14 protein-coding genes are annotated in these 17,997 nt (G+C 39.3%); 6 read left to right on the top strand and 8 right to left on the bottom strand.

Annotated features, from left to right (window positions below; translation table 11 throughout):
- Positions 1-4 precede the first annotated feature (4 nt).
- Positions 5-3,088, bottom strand: coding sequence for a SusC/RagA family TonB-linked outer membrane protein (locus tag BUF13_RS08660; protein ID WP_394345359.1), 3,084 nt, complete (start codon positions 3,086-3,088; stop codon positions 5-7).
- A 335-nt stretch (positions 3,089-3,423) separates the two neighbouring features.
- Complete coding sequence (locus BUF13_RS08655) at positions 3,424-4,074, bottom strand: Tll0287-like domain-containing protein (protein WP_073571373.1); 651 nt, start codon at positions 4,072-4,074, stop codon at positions 3,424-3,426.
- A gap of 142 nt (positions 4,075-4,216) precedes the next feature.
- Here BUF13_RS08655 and BUF13_RS08650 point away from each other — a divergent pair, with 142 nt between their 5' ends.
- Positions 4,217-7,030, top strand: a complete 2,814-nt coding sequence (locus tag BUF13_RS08650; RefSeq protein WP_073571372.1) for a YCF48-related protein — start codon at positions 4,217-4,219, stop codon at positions 7,028-7,030.
- A gap of 217 nt (positions 7,031-7,247) precedes the next feature.
- Positions 7,248-8,489, top strand: coding sequence for a cystathionine gamma-synthase family protein (locus BUF13_RS08645; protein WP_073571371.1), 1,242 nt, complete (start codon positions 7,248-7,250; stop codon positions 8,487-8,489).
- A gap of 53 nt (positions 8,490-8,542) precedes the next feature.
- Here the strand turns inward: BUF13_RS08645 and BUF13_RS08640 are convergent, their stop codons facing one another.
- The 3 genes from BUF13_RS08640 to BUF13_RS08630 form a co-directional block, all read right to left on the bottom strand.
- Positions 8,543-9,067 (bottom strand): GNAT family N-acetyltransferase, encoded by a 525-nt coding sequence (locus tag BUF13_RS08640; protein WP_083586410.1) that lies wholly within the window; start codon positions 9,065-9,067, stop codon positions 8,543-8,545.
- An 84-nt stretch (positions 9,068-9,151) separates the two neighbouring features.
- Positions 9,152-10,228, bottom strand: coding sequence for a peptide chain release factor 1 (prfA, locus tag BUF13_RS08635; RefSeq protein WP_073571370.1), 1,077 nt, complete (start codon positions 10,226-10,228; stop codon positions 9,152-9,154).
- Positions 10,229-10,324: 96 nt separating this feature from the next.
- Positions 10,325-11,158: an SGNH/GDSL hydrolase family protein gene (locus BUF13_RS08630; RefSeq protein WP_073571369.1), complete on the bottom strand. Its 834-nt coding sequence runs from the start codon at positions 11,156-11,158 to the stop codon at positions 10,325-10,327.
- 107 nt (positions 11,159-11,265) lie between these two features.
- Here BUF13_RS08630 and BUF13_RS08625 point away from each other — a divergent pair, with 107 nt between their 5' ends.
- A complete protein-coding gene (locus BUF13_RS08625; RefSeq protein WP_073571368.1) occupies positions 11,266-11,493 on the top strand; it encodes a Kazal-type serine protease inhibitor family protein in 228 nt (75 codons plus the stop codon).
- A gap of 35 nt (positions 11,494-11,528) precedes the next feature.
- Here BUF13_RS08625 and glmS read toward each other — a convergent pair whose 3' ends face one another.
- The 3 genes from glmS to BUF13_RS08610 form a co-directional block, all read right to left on the bottom strand.
- Positions 11,529-13,370 (bottom strand): glutamine--fructose-6-phosphate transaminase (isomerizing), encoded by a 1,842-nt coding sequence (gene glmS, locus BUF13_RS08620; protein ID WP_073571367.1) that lies wholly within the window; start codon positions 13,368-13,370, stop codon positions 11,529-11,531.
- A gap of 118 nt (positions 13,371-13,488) precedes the next feature.
- Positions 13,489-14,874 carry a DUF4270 family protein gene (locus BUF13_RS08615; protein ID WP_166669821.1) on the bottom strand — a complete coding sequence of 462 codons (1,386 nt, stop codon included), beginning with the start codon at positions 14,872-14,874 and terminating at the stop codon, positions 13,489-13,491.
- A complete protein-coding gene (locus BUF13_RS08610; protein WP_073571365.1) occupies positions 14,813-15,625 on the bottom strand; it encodes a glycogen/starch synthase in 813 nt (270 codons plus the stop codon). Before BUF13_RS08610 ends, BUF13_RS08615 begins: the two co-directional genes overlap by 62 nt.
- Positions 15,626-15,751: 126 nt before the next feature.
- Here BUF13_RS08610 and panC point away from each other — a divergent pair, with 126 nt between their 5' ends.
- From panC to BUF13_RS08595, 3 genes are read left to right on the top strand one after another with little or no spacing between them, the layout of a single operon-like run.
- Positions 15,752-16,600, top strand: a complete 849-nt coding sequence (gene panC / locus BUF13_RS08605) for a pantoate--beta-alanine ligase (RefSeq protein ID WP_073571364.1) — start codon at positions 15,752-15,754, stop codon at positions 16,598-16,600.
- A 25-nt stretch (positions 16,601-16,625) separates the two neighbouring features.
- Positions 16,626-16,973, top strand: a complete 348-nt coding sequence (panD, locus tag BUF13_RS08600; RefSeq protein WP_073571363.1) for an aspartate 1-decarboxylase — start codon at positions 16,626-16,628, stop codon at positions 16,971-16,973.
- Positions 16,973-17,977 carry a lysylphosphatidylglycerol synthase transmembrane domain-containing protein gene (locus tag BUF13_RS08595; RefSeq protein WP_073571362.1) on the top strand — a complete coding sequence of 335 codons (1,005 nt, stop codon included), beginning with the start codon at positions 16,973-16,975 and terminating at the stop codon, positions 17,975-17,977. The genes panD and BUF13_RS08595 overlap by 1 nt, the downstream gene beginning before the upstream one ends.
- Positions 17,978-17,997: the final 20 nt, after the last annotated feature.

Raw genomic sequence — 17,997 nt, 5'->3', positions numbered from 1 at the left:
ATTATTAGAATGAAACAGAAAGACCAGTGTTGATTACTCTCGCTTGAGGGTAGTACTGTCCAGTAGAGCTACTTCCTTCTGGATCATATACCTTCAACTTGTCAAAAGTGATCAGGTTCAATCCATTTACATAGAATCTAGCATTCTGGATTCCTACCTTCTGAGTCAAATGTGCTGGAAGATTGTATCCAATTTCCAAGTTTTTCAATCTCAAGTAATCAGTTTTTCTAAACCAATAGGTGTTGCCTCCAGAGTACCATTGATCAGATCTGTTTGCAATTCTAGGATCAGTAGAACTTGGATTGTCGATAGTCCATCTGTTTTCATAGAAATCCAACAAATAGTTACCGATGTTTCCAGATTCGCCAGCACTTACATATTGTCTAGCACCCAAAGCTCCTTGTAACAAGAGAGAGAAATCAAAACCTTTCCAATTTGCATTGAAGTTAAGACCTCCTTGGAATGTTGGAATATTGTTTTGATCCATTCTTACTCGGTCATCAGGAGTAATTTTACCATCTCCATCATAATCCTTGTATCTCATGTCACCTGGTCTTAGGTTACCAGTTACAGCAGAATAATCTAAAGTTTCAGCATCAATTTCCTGCTGATCTCTAAATACACCATCATATTGATATACCAAGAAGGTATTCATTGGAGAACCAGTTGATTGTTGCCATTCTGGAGCACCTGGAGACTCATCCCAGAATAGAATTTGGTTTTTGGCATAGCCACCATTCACACTAACTGAATACTGGAATTCGCCTTTGCCACCACGGTAGCCCAAGTTTAAATCGAATCCTTTGTTTTCCACTTCACCGATGTTTTCGGCAGGTAGTGAAAGTCCTGTACTTTGAGGAATTGAGGCATTTCTTTGCCACAAGATATTTGTTCTCTTATTGTAGAATAGGTCAAACTCGAAGAAGATTTTTCCTTGTAGGAATTGTCCTTCGAAACCTAGGTTGGAGTTGTTTGCAACTTCCCAAGTAATAGCTCTGTTAGGGATTCTCGTTTCGTATAGGGTTTTGGTCTCAGCGCCTCCGACAATATAGGAGCTGAATCCATAGGTAGACAAATACTGGAATTCACCGATTTGATCATTACCCAACTGACCCCACGAACCTCTTACTTTGAAGAAGTCGAAAGTTTGTCCGATACCAGAGTTTTTCCAGAATCCTTCTTCGGAAGCAACCCAACCTAGCATTACGCCTGGGAAGAAACCGAATCTGGTATCTTCAGGGAAGATGTAAGAACCGTCATATCTCCAAAGGAATTCTGCCAGATATTTCTCTTTGTAGTTATAGGCAACTCTACCGAAGTAGTTCAAACGAGCTCTGTTGAATGCTCCACCACCATTGTCTTTCTGCAAATCACCACCAGCAAACATTTGGTCAATCGCTGTGGAAATAAAGAACCTTCTGTAAGCATTGAAATCATTTCCTTCAATAGTCTCACGGTTAACTCCTGCTACTACATTGATGGTATGGTCTTCATTGATTTTTTTGTCATAGTTGAATACACCTCCCAAAAGGATATTCAATTGTTGACTTGTGTATTCACTCAAATTAGGTTCTGCAGGACCTCTTTGGTTTCCTACCAAAACTGGAGTGACACCGTCTGCTTCATAGCCATTACCTAGCTCATAAAGAGTCCACGGAATTTGCCAGTTTTTAGTATATCTAATGTATTTATCAATGGCAGCAGTACCAGTGAATTTAAGGCCTTCTACGCCAGGAATCTTGATCTCGAGGTTACCAGTTGTTTGAATATAATCTCTTTTATCACGATTATATCCTGTGGCATTGGTAGTAATTACCACTGGGTTTTCACCATTCTCGATATCTGGTCCTGGAAGACCATTTGGCCAGTATGCAGGCTGATTTGGCTTACCTCTCATCTGCATACGGAAAATTGCTCCGGCACCTCTAGTAGGGAAGAATCTAAATTCTTCTCTTGCTAGAATTCCCAAACCAACTTTTACATATTCATTGATGTTAGCATCCAAGTTGATTCTAAAATCATACTGCTTATAACCAGTTGCAGCATTCTTATAGTATGCATCTTGATTTTGGTAACCCAAAGAAGTCAAGTACTTCACATTTTCGCTACCACCTACCAATTGAAGGTTGTATCTGCTTTGTGGAGACCATGTTTTCAAAGTTTCACCATACCAATCGGTATTTGGATAGAACCAAGGATCAGACCCATTTTTATAAAGCTCCAATTCATCAGGAGTATAAGGTGCGTTTCTAACTTGCCCATCAGGTCTGGTGTAAACTCCAGATTGTTTGTAAGCATCATTAGCTGCACCCCACTCATCTACTGGAAGAGCATAGATATCCAAATCGTTCAGCATCTCTGCATATTGAGCAGCATCAGCCAACTTAGGGATTACTGTAGGCTGAGCCCAGCCTTGGTTCATTTGGAACGTTAGCTCAGGCTTACCAGTGGTACCTCTTTTAGTGGTTACCAAGATTACACCATTCGCTGCACGAGATCCATAAATCGCCGCGGAAGCATCCTTCAATACGGAAATACTTTCGATGTCATTTGGATTCAATCGAGAAAGACCACCTGCTCTAGCAGGGATTCCATCGATTACCACCAATGCATCGTTGTTTCCAAGGGTATTGCTACCACGAATACGGATTCCAGAATCATCATATCCTGGTTCACCGCTACGGTTTACAGCAACAACCCCAGCCATACGACCTGCGATTGAGTTGGAAAGGTTCAAAGCTGGAGATTTTGTCAGCTCTTTACCTTTAACTGTGGCTACTGATCCAGTAATAGTTTCCTTTTTCTGTTCACCGTAACCTACCACGACTACTTCTTCCAAAGATTTGGTGTCAGGAGCCAAGGTGATGTCCAAAGTGGTTCTGGCGCCCACTTCGACCTCTTGAGTCATAAATCCGATAAAAGAAAAGACTAAAACTGGATTGTCTGAATTGACAGTAATATTGAAATTACCATCAACATCCGTTACAGTACCTGTAGTGGTACCTTTGACCAGGATTGAAACTCCTGGAAGTGGGAAATTATCTTCCCCTGAAATAACTACTCCAGACACCTCCCGGGTCTGGGCCATAGTCGAGGCCGTAATGCCAAGACATAGCAAAAATGTTAAGCCAAACAGCTTAAGTTTGTCGAGATTCCTCATAGACAGGCTTTTGGGTTAGTAATTGATTTATTTAACCCCTAAACGTCTATTTTTTTGACTTAAAAGTCTTGCTGAATCTTAACAGAAGCTGACTGTATTTTGTCATTTTTTGCAAAAATTTGGAAAAAAATAGCCAAATTTTGATCAAATGCATTTTTGGTAGGATAAGATGTCTCGGGTCTAGTGTAAAAGCCCTAATAGCCCTTTCATTATTTGGAAATGCAGTTTTTTAGCAGGACTTTGTATCGAAAGCGGACAAAAAATCACAATTTTTTAACGATTTCACTCTTCGGGATGTAAATAGCCCACATTCCCCTCAAATCTCCGACTTTATGATTCCGCGCCAGATCTTCGGGATAGATTGAATCTATTTTGGAAAGTGTTTCGGAATTGATTTCTTTTTGAGGCTCCCCATGGCAGTTTAAACATAGACCGCTGGGAATTACGATGGCCTTACTATATAAAAATACCTCGCCTCCATCTACAGCTTGAATATTTGGAGTTGGTTTGATCTGATTTTCTACGTCGTATTCATAAGTCTCCAAAATTCTCCCTTCCATCTCGTCAGGTTTGTCATTTGGATTTCGAAATGCATTAGAGACTCGTTTGATAGTAACTCCATACTCAGATCCTATGGTTTCTTTAATTGACATTGCTTCAGTGCTACAAAATTCTACGGCACCTGGTATACCCTTTTCACTTATTGCTTTTTGGAGGTTGGAAATTAGCTCAGCTTGAGCCTTTGCGCTTATACTGTCTCCCCATTCCAATGCTGATGCCAGGATTTCGGCATCACTAAGTTTCTTTACCTCCATCGAGTTATTTACTTCTTCAAAAACTTCCTTGGAAACCCTTTCTCCAGATCCGCAAGAAAATAAAATAGGTAGAAGAGCAAGAATTGTAAACCGTTTCATAGGAGGGATTGGTTGATTAGGATAAAATTACCCAATTTTTCAAGAAGGAAGAATTGTATGCTTTTAGATTTTCCATGGGAGCTTCTTTAATTCTTTGAGAAGAAGGGAAATGACTTATTTTTGTTTATCTACAAAATATCCCATGCGAAAGCTTTCGATTCTTTTTAGCCTTTTCTTTTTGATCTCCTTAGGAACATTTGGACAAACTTGGACGCGTCTTCAAAGCTGGGGCTTGGATTTAGAAGCTATAGTTTGGGTCAATGACAGTGTTGCTTTTGCTGGTGGAGAAAACCTACTCATTAAAACAACGGACTTTGGGCAAAGCTGGCAAGAGTTACCAATTGAATTTGAAGGAAGGATTCAGGGACTACAATTTGAAGATGCCGATTCAGGAATTGCAGTTGGAGAGAATTCTTTAATTCTGAAAACTCAGGATGGAGGGGCTTCTTGGAATTCTATTTCTCTTAGCGGTGATTTTAATTGGAAGGATATCGCTTATAACGGAAATGACAATTGGCTAATAGTAGGTGAAAGTGGTGATATCTATCAATCGATAGATGATGGGAGTTCTTGGCAAAAACTTGAAAGTGGTGTAAGTGAGGGCTTAAATTCAATTAATTTCCTCAATCAAGACACGGTCTATTCTTCTGGAGAAAAAGGAATTATTCTGAGAAGTTATAATGGAGGAGATTCCTGGGATAAGCTGAATTCAGGAATTAGTACAAGCTTAAATGATATCCAATTTTCATCCGATTTTATTGGTTACGCAGTAGGTGAAGGAGGTATTGCAATTAAGACAATAGATGGAGGTGAGACTTGGCAAAGTTTGGTAACAGGGGTTGTTAGTGATCTCAATTCACTTTCTATTTCGAAATTGAACTCCTCAATCCTAGTGGCAGCTGGAGAAACAGCAACAATAATAAGGTCAGGAAATGCTGGGGTAAGTTTTTCGAAAATAAATCTTGGTGCTACAAACTCTCGAGGCTTAAGAGAAATAAGTTTTGTTGGCCAAACAAATCAAGTTTTCGGGGTTGGAGTTGATGGTTATGGTATTTCTTCGTCAAACGCCGGCTCTACTTTTACGCAAAAGCTGGCTGGATATAGAAATAATTTTTCATCTGTAGACTTCAAAAGTGACAGAATTGGATTTGTTGCTGGGCAAAAGGGGCAGTTCCTCATCTCTACAAACTATGGACAGTCTTTTGTAAGTAGGCCAATTCCTGAAGAAATTGATATATCTACTATTGATTTTTGGAATACCAGCTTTGGTTATGTTTCCGGACCTGCTGGAAAAATCTATAGAACCAGTAATTCTGGAGTGAATTGGGGTGATTTTAGTATTAATACCAATGAAAGGGTGGATGGTTTTTATCTTTTTGCTCCTTCTGTTCTTTATTTGGCTGGAACAGGAGGTTTTATCACTAGATCCTCAGATTCAGGTGTTACATGGGATTTGAACATAGATAGTGGTACTCCAAATGATCTGAAGGATCTAATGTTTTTTGATTTTATTGAAGGAATTGCAATTGGTTCGAATGGTGAGATATTATACTCATATGGAGGAACTAATTGGGAAAAAGTTGAAAGCTTAACAAACGAAAATTTCAATGGTTTAGCAAAAGTTAGCGGGTTAAGTGCTGTAATGGTTGGAGACAATGGACTTATTGTAAAAACAGACGACATGGCTAAGTCATTTAAAATTATTGATTCAGGGACTGACCAAGATTTATTATCAGTTGATTTTTTTGATGAGAATTATGGATTTGTGTCTGGGAAAGAAGGGTTTACTTTAGTCACGAAAGATGGGGGCAATTCTTGGACTCAAATTGAAAGTGGAACTAGCCGGGATCTGGTTTCTGTAAGTGCAACTTCTCCCACAATGGCATATGCCGTAGGGGAAGATGGAAGTATTCTTGTTTACAATTGTATGCCAGCTGAAGGGGCTTTGAGTGAAATAAGTGGCTTAACTCAATCCTGTCTTGAGATTCAAAAATATAGCATAACAGATGGCATCATTCCAGGTACACAATTGAATTGGAGAGTGGATGGTGGAGATATTATTTCTGGTCAGGGGACGAATACCATTGAGGTAAACTGGAAGGATGTAGGTCGAAGGGGAGTTTTTGTAGATAGAAGAAATTTTTGTGGAGCAGGAGAGACCTCTTATATAGAAGTGATTGTTTCTGATTTGCCTGCTCCAGAAGAAGTAATTGCTGGGAATGGGATTGTTTGTCAAGGAAATGAGGAAACTTATACTATGCCTGAACTGGAAGGGATAAGCTATTCTTGGACAATAGATGGAGGGGAAATAATAGATGGTCAAGGCACAGCGAGTTTGACAGTCAAATGGAATACTTCTGGTGCAGGTATTATTACTGTAACTCCCGAAAATTCTTGCGGTAAAGCTGAGACTATTTCTTTACCAATTACCATTAATCCGCTTCCTGTGCAACCAAGTGAAATTACAGGTGAGTCCTTGGTCGCTTTTGGAGAACAGATTTACTCGGTTGTTGCTGAAGAAGGGATCAGCTATCAATGGGATTTGAATGGTGGCGGAACCATTATTTCTGGTCAAGGTACTGCTTCCATTCAAGTTGTTTGGGAAGAAGAAGGGGATTATGTACTTCAGGTAAAAGGTCAGAATTCTTGTGATGATAGCCCGGAAAGAGATTTAGCTGTCAAAGTAAGCTTGATCACGGGTTTAGAGCCTGGCCCAGATCTGGAAGGATTAAAAGTCTATCCAAACCCTTCTCATGGACGATTTATAGTGGAAGCTGAATTTTTAGATCAATGGAATGATGCAGTTTTGATCACCAGTTTTGGACAGATTCTAAGCCAAACCTCGATACATTCCGGTCAGAGGAAATTGGAGTTTTATGATTTAAAACCAGGTGTGTACTATTTGAGATTGGATGGGCACAGTGGAAGTGTGGTAAGAAAGCTTTTAGTTCAATAATTTTTAATAAAATTTTCCACAGCATAGTATATTTTCGAGTACCCAATAAATCGATGGAAACAAAATTTTATTTGGCAAATATAAAATCATATACTTTTTATTTCAAATATTCAAAATATGTTCCTGATTATAATATTCATTCAGAATATTGTTTCGAAATGTGATTTGAAAATTTGATAAAATATTCCATCATTTGGGGGAATTAAACCCAAATATTATGATGAGATCTTTCGCCCCAGAAAGCCTGATGATGTCTCATGGCTATAAGCCTGAATTATCAGAAGGTGCAGTCAAATGCCCCATATTTCAAACCTCTACTTTTGTCTTCAAATCAGCTCAAGAAGGAAAGGACTTTTTTGAATTAGCCTATGGAAAACGAGAAAAGAATCCAGGCGAGCAACCGGGATTGATCTATTCTCGGTTGAACAATCCTGATCTTCAAATCTTGGAGGAGCGACTTGCCCTTTGGGATAAAGCCGATGAATGCGCTGTCTTTGAAAGTGGCATGTCTGCGATTTCCACAGTTCTACTCGAGTTTTTAAGGCCAGGAGATGGAATGCTATATAGCAAACCGGTTTATGGAGGTACCGATCATTTTATAAATAAGCTTATGCCGCAATATCAGATTAAGGGATTGGGCTTTACCAATTCTATGAATGAGGAAGAAATGCTGGCTTTGGCAAAAGGGAAAAATATCAAGCTGATCTACGTCGAAACACCTGCAAATCCTACCAATGCACTTTTTGATTTAAAGTTGTGCCGAAAAGTAGCAGATCAATTGAGCACTTCAGAAAGCCCAGTTTATGTTGTTGTTGATAATACTTATATGGGGCCTCTTTGGCAGCATCCCTTGGAGTTAGGAGCAGATTTAGTTGTTTATTCTGCTACCAAATACATTGGGGGACATTCCGATTTGATTGCTGGAGCAGTATTGGGTAGGAGTGAATTGATGAGCCGAGTTAGAAGACTTCGAACTTTCTTGGGAAATATGGCTGGTCCGTGGACAGGTTGGTTGTTGATGAGAAGTTTGGAAACTCTAAAAGTCAGAATGAGCCAACAGGCATTGAATGCCGAAAAAGTAGCTGATTTTTTGAGAGACCACCCAAAAGTTTCCAAAGTATATTATTTGGGGCATTTGACAGAAAGCGATCCTCAATATCAGATTTTCAAAAGCCATTTAACATGTGCTGGAGCGATGGTTTCATTTGATGTAAAAGGGGGAGAAAAGGAGGCATTCCGATTCCTAGATAGTCTCAAGTTATTCAAATTGGCAGTTTCCTTGGGAAGTACCGAGTCATTGGCCGAACATCCAGCAACTATGACTCATAGCGATGTGGATGAAAAAGATAGAATAGAAATCGGTATTTCAGAAAATCTGGTTCGCCTGTCAATTGGGGTTGAACATTTTGAAGACCTGATTTGGGATATTTCTCAGGCCTTGGATCAAATTGATAGATAAGTATTGAAATAGTACTACAAAAGAAAAGGTGAGCTTTTAAGCTCACCTTTTTATTAAGATTCTCCTCTGATTTTGACGTATTGGAATATATCTCCGACGACGCCTCTTTTTATAAAGGCTTTTTTCAAAATAGCCTCTGGGATGTAGCCAGCTTTTTCAAGCACATTCATGGATTCGACATTGAAATCATACACTTGAGCATAAATTCTTTGAATATCAAACCGATCTAAAAGATGCTGAGTAAATAGTTTCACGGCCTCTGTTGCTATACCTTTTCCCCAGAATTGTTCTCCAACCCAAAATCCGAGTTCCATGTTAGTTCTTAGTTCATCTTTGCCTCGATCACATCCAATGGAGCCAGCTAATTTGCCTTCAAACTCAATTGCGAAATTGTGTGGAGGATTAAATTTCTGATTATGCTCTATCCAGTGACGGGCATCATGAATAGTATATGGCTGCGGAAAACTGTCCCGCAGATTCATTGCGATTTTTGGGTTATTAGCCAGAGGATAAAGCTGATGAAAGTGAGCCTCATTCCAAGTGACCAGGTTAATATCTCTTTCTCCGGAGATGATCATAAAAACTTAACGGTTAATTACTCAAGATAATAGGCAAAATGCACATTCTGCAAAAAACCCGAAACAATTATGCAAAAGGTGATCCTAATCCTCCAATCCTGAGCTTTGCATCTTTTCCAAGTTCTCGGCTAGTCTCAATGCGGAGATAAACTCCTCAATGTGTCCATCCATTACCTCTGGAAGATTGTAGACGGTTTTGTTGATACGATGATCCGTTACCCTTGATTGGGGATAATTGTATGTTCTGATTTTATCAGATCTATCACCGCTGCCCACCATTGATTTTCTTTGAGCTCCTACAGATTCGTTGTGTTTGGCTAGCTCAATTTCATATAATCTAGATCGAAGAACTTTTAGAGCCTTCTCAAAGTTTTTGATTTGAGACTTTTCATCCTGACATGTCACCACCAATCCTGTTGGATTGTGGGTCAAACGAACTGCTGAATAGGTAGTGTTGACGGACTGTCCACCCGGTCCAGAAGAACAATAGGTGTCCTTACGGATGTCATTCATGTCCAAATGAACTTCTACCTCATCCATTTCCGGAAGTACAGCAACCGATGCTGCGGAAGTATGAACTCTCCCTTGAGATTCTGTAGCGGGAACCCTTTGAACTCGATGTACACCGGATTCATATTTCAGCATTCCATAGACGTCTGCTCCGGAAACAGTAGCGATGATTTCTTTGTAGCCACCAGCAGATCCAAAGGTCAAATCCAAAACAGTCAGCTTCCACCCTTGCATTTCGCAGAAGCGCTCATACATCCTGAATAAATCTCCTGCAAAAATCGCGGCTTCGTCTCCTCCGGTTCCTCCTCTGATTTCAAGAATACAGTCTTTGGAATCATTTGGATCCTTAGGAATAAGTAATTGCTTTAATTCTTCCTCCAAAGTTACTTTCCTGCCTCTTAGTTCATCCAGCTCCATTTTTGCCATTTCGCGGAAATCTGGGTCTTTTTCATTTTCCAAGATCTCCTTAGAGCTATCTATGTTTTGAAGAACTAAAAGGTATTCGTCATAGGCCTGAACGACCTTTTCCAAATCCTTGTATTCTTTGGTAAGCTTGGCATATTTGCTCATGTCTGCCATGGAATCAGGCAAAATGATCAATTGTCCTACTTCTTCAAATCTATCTTTGAGGGTTTGTAATTTATCCAGCATAGTTTTATTCGCTGTCGCAAAAGTAGGGAAATTTCTCCATCAGAAAGGAAAGGTAGTTTCCAATCCGCTGCATTAATCAGAATAATCGCTCGAAGATTACCTTTCAAGCCAGCCTTTGAATAAGGGGGACAAGCCCTCAAAAATCAGTTGATACCCTTTGTCTGAAGGATGAAGCCCATCAAAGGTAATATTAATGCTTTCTTCTGGATATGGGTATTGATCATTTTCTGGGTCAAAAGGAATGTCGATGAATTCGGGAAAAGGATAATTCTGGTAGTTTCCAGTTTCTGGGTTTTTCAATCTTTTGAAATTGATCAAATCTGGAAAATCCATTTGCTTATGGTGGTAAAGGTCTATGACTGGTATTCCTTCTTTCTTGCCAATTTTTTTAATTGCTTTTGCAAAATCTTCTAAATCTTGATCATTTTTAGTTTTGTAAGAGCCAAAAGCATTGTTTTTATAATTATTGATATAAACAAAATCAACACGCTTCATGGGTGTGATCAAGATTATTTTTGCATCCGGATTTAGTGATTTTATATTGTCCAGAATAGTTCTAAAAGCTCCATTAACTGTAGAGTTTCCAGTAGCATTTTGAAAATCTTTGAAGGTGCCAAGTGGCTTACTCCCCCACCAATCATTTGTCCCCAAGAAAATCGAATAAAAATCAGCTTTTGGAATTTCTAGATCTTTAAATTTTTCTGCAATAGCCACGGCAGTCCATCCATTATAACCTTTATTGACTATGTCCAATTCTGGAAACTCCTCTCCAATTAGGGTCAAATAACCCTTTGTAACCCGATTTCCAGTTTCATCTTGGTGATCATTGAGGTAAGTAATAGAGTCACCGATTGCTACCCATTTAGGGTTTTCTTCATGAAAATTACTGATTAAAAAAAAGCTAAGAAGGAGCGAAAGAAAGACTTTCATGGATTTTTTGGGTTTTGATTTTTCGAAAAGAACAATTTAAAAATAAAATTGTGTCCTGTTCCTGAAGGGTTGAGTAGCAATCTACCTTTTATTGTCGTTCTTCAATTATGAAATTCTTGAAATTCACCGGCCTTTCACTTTTGGTCTTCATTGCTTTTAGCTGTAATGATGAAGATTCAAGGAAGAATGATTGTTTTGACCCCGATAAAGTTTCAGATGATGGATGTATTGAAATTTATCAGCCTGTTTGTGGATGTGACGGGAAGACTTACAGTAATTCGTGCCATGCTAAAAATTCGGGTCTACTTTCTTGGACCGAGGGCGAATGTGAATAAAAAAAGGCTGCCATTTCTGACAGCCTGATCTAGGTTTATTCCACAGTTACTGATTTGGCCAAATTCCTTGGCTGGTCGACGTTGCAACCTCTCATCACTGCGATATGGTAAGAGAGTAATTGTAAAGGAATAACAGCTACCAAAGGAGCAAATGCCTCATGAGTTTCTGGGATTTCAATGACATGGTCTGCCATCTCCTTGACCTGAGTATCTCCCTCTGTCACTACAGCTATTACTTTTCCTTTTCGTGCTTTTACTTCCTGAATATTGGAAACAACTTTTTCATAAGAACTGTCTTGGGTAGCAATGAATATCACTGGCATTTCTTCATCAATTAAAGCGATTGGTCCATGTTTCATTTCCGCTGCTGGATAGCCTTCAGCATGGATATATGATATTTCTTTTAGCTTCAAAGCGCCTTCCAAAGCTACAGGAAAGTTGTAACCCCTGCCTAGGTAAAGTGCATTTCTTACGTCTTTGTATTCAGAAGCGATATATTCGATTTGTTCATTGGACTTTAGAGCAGTTTCAACTTTAGTTGGAATGGCTGCTAGTTCATGCAAGAGCTGAATGTATTTGCTTTCAGGGAGTGTTCCTCTTTGATAGCCTAATTTTAAGGCCATCATTGCTAAAACAGATATTTGGGCTGTAAAGGCTTTTGTAGAAGCTACTCCGATCTCAGGGCCAGCATGGGTGTATGAACCAGCATGCGTTGCTCTTGGAATGGAAGAGCCTACTACATTACAAACCCCGAAGATTGTTGCTCCTTTAGATTTTGCCAGCTCTATGGCAGCCAATGTATCGGCAGTTTCTCCTGATTGAGATATAGCAATGACAAAGTCACGTTCGTTGATAACAGGGTTTCTATATCTGAATTCAGAGGCGTATTCTACTTCAACAGGTACCCTCGCAAATTCTTCAAAGAGATATTCTGCAACTAATCCTGCATGCCATGATGTTCCGCATGCTGTGATGATGATGCGTTCTGCATTTTGGAATTTGTTCATGTAATCCCTTAAGCCTCCTAAGACTAATCTTCCTGATTTTGCGTCCAATCTTCCTCTAAGACAATCAGCGATGGATTTGGGCTGCTCGTAGATTTCCTTGAGCATAAAGTGCTCATAACCTCCTTTTTCAATAGCCTCCAGTTCCATTTCCAATTGATTGATATATGGATTGGTTTCTACATTTTCTATCGTTTTGACTTGAAGTCTGTTGTTTCGAATGACTGCTATTTCATAGTCATCCAAATAGACCACTTTATTGGTGTATTCGATAATTGGGGTAGCATCCGAGGCCAAGAAATATTCTTCATCTCCTACTCCAATAACCAGAGGGGAGCCTTTTCTTGCCGCAATTAATGTGTTTGGTTCTTCTTTGTTGATTAGAACGATAGCATATGCTCCAACAACTTTATGAAGTGCTAATCTCAGAGCTTCTTCTAATGAACATTGATTATTAAGCTGAATGTCTTCAATAAACTTGATGAAGACTTCTGTATCCGTTTCTGATTGGAAAGTATATCCTTTATGTATGAGATCTTTTTTGAGTACCTCATAGTTTTCAATGATTCCATTGTGGATCATTGCTATTTTTTCAGAAGATGAATAATGGGGATGGGCATTGACATCATTGGGTTCGCCGTGTGTGGCCCATCTGGTATGTCCGATTCCAATTGTTGAAAAGACATCTCCTTGAGAAGAAAGATGCTTCTCAAGTTCGGTGACTTTACCTTTCTTTTTGTAAATGCTAAGGCCTTTTTGATCCAATAATGCTACTCCAGCACTATCATATCCCCGATATTCTAATCTTTTAAGACCTTTGATAATAATTGGTAGAGCTTCTTGCTGTCCAACATAGGCTACGATTCCGCACATATTGAAAAATTCTTATGGTGAAATTGAACTTCCACAAAGAAACACCTTTCGTGCCAAAAAAAAGAATCCACTTTCTTAAAATTTGAAAGTGGATTCGGTATTCTTTTTTAAAATCTAATTATTGAATCTTAGAATAGATTGCCTGAACTTTTATTTTATTGGTCCCAACCTTAAACTGTCGAAGAGATCTTTTGAATTCATCTGCAGATACAGTAGAAACATAACCTCCATACAACATCCAGTCTTTCCTCGTCAGTTCATTTCTAAACAAAGCATTTACATGGGAGGTAATTCCCATGGTATAGATATTCGTGTCAGTATTGATGGTTCCCGTAGCGTACGCACTATAGGTAGGTTCTTCAACATCTTCATCCACCAATTCTGTTTGAGGTTGGCCATCTCTTTGGACAGTTAGCCTAGCGCCGTCACTGGATCTTCTTATGATCTTATTATTTGCATCAACAAAATATGCGACAAAGGCAGCTGTTGGATTTTGACCTTCCGGTACATCCTCTATTTCTCCAATCAAAAGATTGGCCTGCTTGAATACTACACCTGAAAGAGTATCTAAGAAAACATCTAAGGGAGATGTATCTAATCTAATTGCCAATCCAAGCCCTGCTTTCATTCCTACTAGGCTTCCTGTTTCGTAGGATGTATTAAGATCTTGTATTGCTTCAGTTGCTGTTCCGGATCGATCACTTTCTATTCCATTGAAATTTCTGGAAGAAGAGGTAGTGATTGCAAAGGATGTAGAAACTGTATCTCCTACATAATGATAATAGAATGAAAGCTTGGTGTCAGCTCCTGTTTCAATTCCTGCAGTGGTATTGTCACCTTCTTTAGCTTGAACAGCGATCCCAGGGAAATATTCTCTAAAGGTGAAAATATTATCAAAAACACTGCTTCTTTTCAACTTGTCAAACAAATCTAAGCCAAACTCCTCTTCAACATGGAAGGTATTGACAGTGTCCTTCACTTCACCAAAAGTAATTTCAGTTGAAGCAAAAGGGGTTTCCTCGAAAGGGATTTTGTCAAAGTTGTAATAGACTGTATCCTGAATTTGCTCAGAAAGTTGGTGGATTGTATAAGTCTTTGCTTCATCCAAATTTTGCCCATTGACGCTGACAAAACTTAAATCAAACATGACAGAATCAAGGATAGCATCGCTTTCCGGCTTAGTGGCCGTGGAGCTAAAATGCATTCTTGAATATCCAGTGCTAATTGTCTTTCCAAAATAGGAATCCTCTTCGTTTCCAACTACCAAAATATCTTGATTGGTAGTGTTGAAAGAGTCCAATAAAACAACTTCCGCAGGAAGTTCGAAATCGACAAAGAAAACACCTACTTGGTTGTTTCCTGGGTCTAATTCGAGACCTACGGAAGATGGATCTGAACAGGAACTGTTTACAATGATGGACAAGAGGGCCAAGCTGGCTAGCTTAGCCTGCGAGGTTTGTATAAATGCCGTAAAGCTCTTCGTGAGCTTGTTCTTCTTCTTCAATACTGATTTCAAACTTCTTGTCTTTTGAGAAATCTTCAATTAATTTGCTTAATTCATCTGAAACTTCTCCGCCTTTTACAATCAAATCGGCATATTCCATGCCCATACGGATAAAGCCTTCGAAGTCTTTGCTTTCCAAAGGTGCTAAAATAGTGTCATCTATGTCCACCATCTTAACCTTGTTTAACAAATCGTCGCCAAAGGTATGAGAAAATCCGTTGTTGTAGATAGCAAATACTGATTTTGTATCCTTGAATAGCGGCTCATTCTTATAAGTCGTCTTTAGATACATTGGAATCAAGGAAGTCATCCAATCGTTGCAATGAACGATATCTGGAGCCCAGCCAAGTTTTTTTACGGTTTCAATGACTCCTTTGCAGAAGAAGATGGCTCTTTCGTCATTGTCTTCGTAGAATTTTTGCTGCTTATCGTGGAAAACACTCTTTCTCTGGAAGTAATCCTCGTTGTCAATGAAGTATACTTGAAGCTTTGCATTTGGAATAGAAGCAACTTTGATCACCAACGGCTTTTCTTCTTCGCCGACGGCAATGTTGATTCCTGAAAGTCTCACTACTTCATGAAGACGGTTTTTGCGCTCGTTGATGAGCCCAAACCGAGGTACCAAAATACGGATTTCCATACCGCGCTCTTGCATGGCTTGAGGAAGGGTTCGTAAGAAATTGGCTACTTCTGAAGTTTGGAGAAAAGGGTTGATTTCACTGGCAACGTAGAGGATACGTAATTTAGACATACTATAGTTTTTTAATGTAAAGTGATAAACAACGACGCAAAGATAATAAAAAAAGGCCGGAAAGCATTGTTTTTCTGAATATTAATCTACTTTTGCGGCAATTTCCCCTAAGTATTGCCCTAGCCAGTGAAGGTATTCCACACAGGAGCTGAATGGAAAGAAATCAGGCTCCAATTACTTCAAGCCCCGAAAACCATCGGATTAGTCCCTACTATGGGGGCCCTACATCAAGGACATCTTGACTTGGTGGATCAATGCATCAAAAATGCAGATGTTGCTGTAGTTTCTATCTTCGTAAATCCCACTCAATTCAACAATAAAGAGGATTTTGATAAGTATCCCAATACGCTGGATGCGGATCTCGAATTATTGGAAAAGGCAGGTGTCGACTACGTTTTTGTACCATCAGTGGAGACGATGTATCCTACACCTACAAAACTCCAATTTGATTTCGGTGATTTGGAGAGAATTCTGGAAGGAGCTTTCAGACCTGGACATTTTAATGGAGTTGGAGTCATTGTTTCAAAACTATTTCATTCAATTAGTCCAGATATTGCATTTTTTGGTCAAAAGGATCTTCAGCAGGTAGCAATTATTAGAAAGTTGGTAAATGATCTGTCCTTTCCTTTGGAGCTAAGACTGGTACCAACTAGGCGCGAGGAAGATGGACTAGCAATGTCTTCCAGAAATAGAAGACTAAATCCAGAACAGAGGAAAAAGGCCCTTATTCTCCATGATTCGCTGGTTTTTGCAAAGAAGGAACTTGAAAAGGGTCAAAACTGGTTAGATGTCCAGCAAATAATTACCCGAAATTTTGAAGAGTTGGAAGGTGCTGAATTGGAATACTTTGAATTGGTTGAAACTGATAAGTTTGAGGTATTCAAAGAGTTTGATCTCACAAAGAAATCTTCTATTTGTGTTGCAGCGTATATAGGAGACGTGAGATTAATAGATAACCTTACAATAAATTCTTAATTTCGCGGCCGGAAAAACTAAGCCAATGCATATTCAAATCATGAAGTCCAAAATCCACCGGGTGAAAATTACCCAGGCGGAATTGCACTATGTAGGATCCATTACCATCGATGAAGATTTGATGGATGCTGCTAATCTGATAGAAAACGAAAAGGTCCAAATCGTCAATGTGAACAACGGAGAGCGCTTGGAGACCTATGTAATCAAAGGAGAAAGAGGAAGTGGACAGATTTGCTTAAATGGTCCTGCCGCTAGAAAAGCTTCCGTTGGAGACATTGTAATTATCATTTCTTATGCAGGAATGGAATTCGAAGAAGCAAAAAAATTCAAACCTGTTGTCATTTTTCCAGATGATCACAATAAATTGATTTGATGATCAATCCTCGAATCAAACAAGCTATCCAGATATCGATCTCATTAGTGATCGCTGTCTGGATTTTTTGGTTTTTATACAAAGACATAGAATTTGAAAGCCTGGTTAACCAAGTTCTTTCCAGTAATTGGGCTTGGATTGGTTTGTCCATGTTGATCGCATTAGGAGGCTATTGGTTGCGTGGATGGAGATGGACTTTATTGATCACCGAATCAGAGGGTAGGAAAGTGACTACCTCTGATGCTTACCATGCTGTGATGGTAGGTTATTTGGCAAATTTGTTAGTGCCAAGAGCTGGAGAAGTTGCTCGATGTGGCATACTAAATCGTACCAATGGACAATCTGTTGGCCATTTGTTGGGAACAGTCATCATAGAAAGGACAATAGATCTAGTCTTTATGATGGCTACGATTTTTTTGGCATTTGTGGTGGAAAACCAACTGTTTGTAAGTCTGGCTAATCAATTGGTAAATCTGGAAAGCCTAGGCGAATTGGCGCTTCGAAATCTTCCAATTTTAATTGGCGGAGGGTTGATTTTTGTTTTAGTGATTTATTTCCTTCTTCAACGATTTAGAGATCATGGTTTCATTCAAAAAATCCAACATTTCTTAAGAGAAATGTACAGCGGAATCAAAGGCATCTCAAAGTTGAAAAATCCTGCCGGGTTTTGGATTAGCTCTATTGTGATTTGGGTGATTTACTTTTTGACCATGTATACTGTTTCCTTGGGATTTCAGAGTACTGCCAATTTGTCTCCTGGAGAGGTCCTTTTGGTGATGGTAATGGGAAGTATTGGCATGATTGCACCTGTTCAAGGCGGAATAGGTACCTTTCATGCACTGGTGGCCTTTATTTTGATACAATTAGGGATATCAGAACAAGACGGGAAAATCTTTGCCGCTATCATTCATGGGACGCAGGTGATTTTGGTGCTAGCAGGAGGTTTTGTGAGCTGGCTTGTTATGATGCAAAAGCAGGTTGGGAATAAACCTAACAAAGCCTAACTTCGTATTTATCCCTGCAA

The sequence above is a fragment of the Algoriphagus zhangzhouensis genome (assembly GCF_900148515.1).
GTDB lineage: Bacteria > Bacteroidota > Bacteroidia > Cytophagales > Cyclobacteriaceae > Algoriphagus > Algoriphagus zhangzhouensis.
The sequence above is the reverse complement of the archived record's forward strand: the minus strand, read 5'-3'. Positions and strand labels throughout refer to the sequence as shown.

Excerpts from the sequence above, each read along its gene's own strand:
- prfA (WP_073571370.1), bottom strand. The coding sequence starts at position 10,228 with ATGCTGGATAAATTACAAACCCTCAAAGATAGATTTGAAGAAGTAGGA.
- BUF13_RS08650 (WP_073571372.1), top strand. The coding sequence starts at position 4,217 with ATGCGAAAGCTTTCGATTCTTTTTAGCCTTTTCTTTTTGATCTCCTTA.
- BUF13_RS08625 (WP_073571368.1), top strand. The coding sequence starts at position 11,266 with ATGAAATTCTTGAAATTCACCGGCCTTTCACTTTTGGTCTTCATTGCT.
- BUF13_RS08640 (WP_083586410.1), bottom strand. The coding sequence starts at position 9,067 with ATGATCATCTCCGGAGAAAGAGATATTAACCTGGTCACTTGGAATGAG.
- BUF13_RS08630 (WP_073571369.1), bottom strand. The coding sequence starts at position 11,158 with ATGAAAGTCTTTCTTTCGCTCCTTCTTAGCTTTTTTTTAATCAGTAAT.
- BUF13_RS08645 (WP_073571371.1), top strand. The coding sequence starts at position 7,248 with ATGATGAGATCTTTCGCCCCAGAAAGCCTGATGATGTCTCATGGCTAT.
- BUF13_RS08655 (WP_073571373.1), bottom strand. The coding sequence starts at position 4,074 with ATGAAACGGTTTACAATTCTTGCTCTTCTACCTATTTTATTTTCTTGC.
- BUF13_RS08660 (WP_394345359.1), bottom strand. The coding sequence starts at position 3,088 with ATGGCCCAGACCCGGGAGGTGTCTGGAGTAGTTATTTCAGGGGAAGAT.
- BUF13_RS08595 (WP_073571362.1), top strand. The coding sequence starts at position 16,973 with ATGATCAATCCTCGAATCAAACAAGCTATCCAGATATCGATCTCATTA.
- panD (WP_073571363.1), top strand. The coding sequence starts at position 16,626 with ATGCATATTCAAATCATGAAGTCCAAAATCCACCGGGTGAAAATTACC.
- BUF13_RS08610 (WP_073571365.1), bottom strand. The coding sequence starts at position 15,625 with ATGTCTAAATTACGTATCCTCTACGTTGCCAGTGAAATCAACCCTTTT.
- glmS (WP_073571367.1), bottom strand. The coding sequence starts at position 13,370 with ATGTGCGGAATCGTAGCCTATGTTGGACAGCAAGAAGCTCTACCAATT.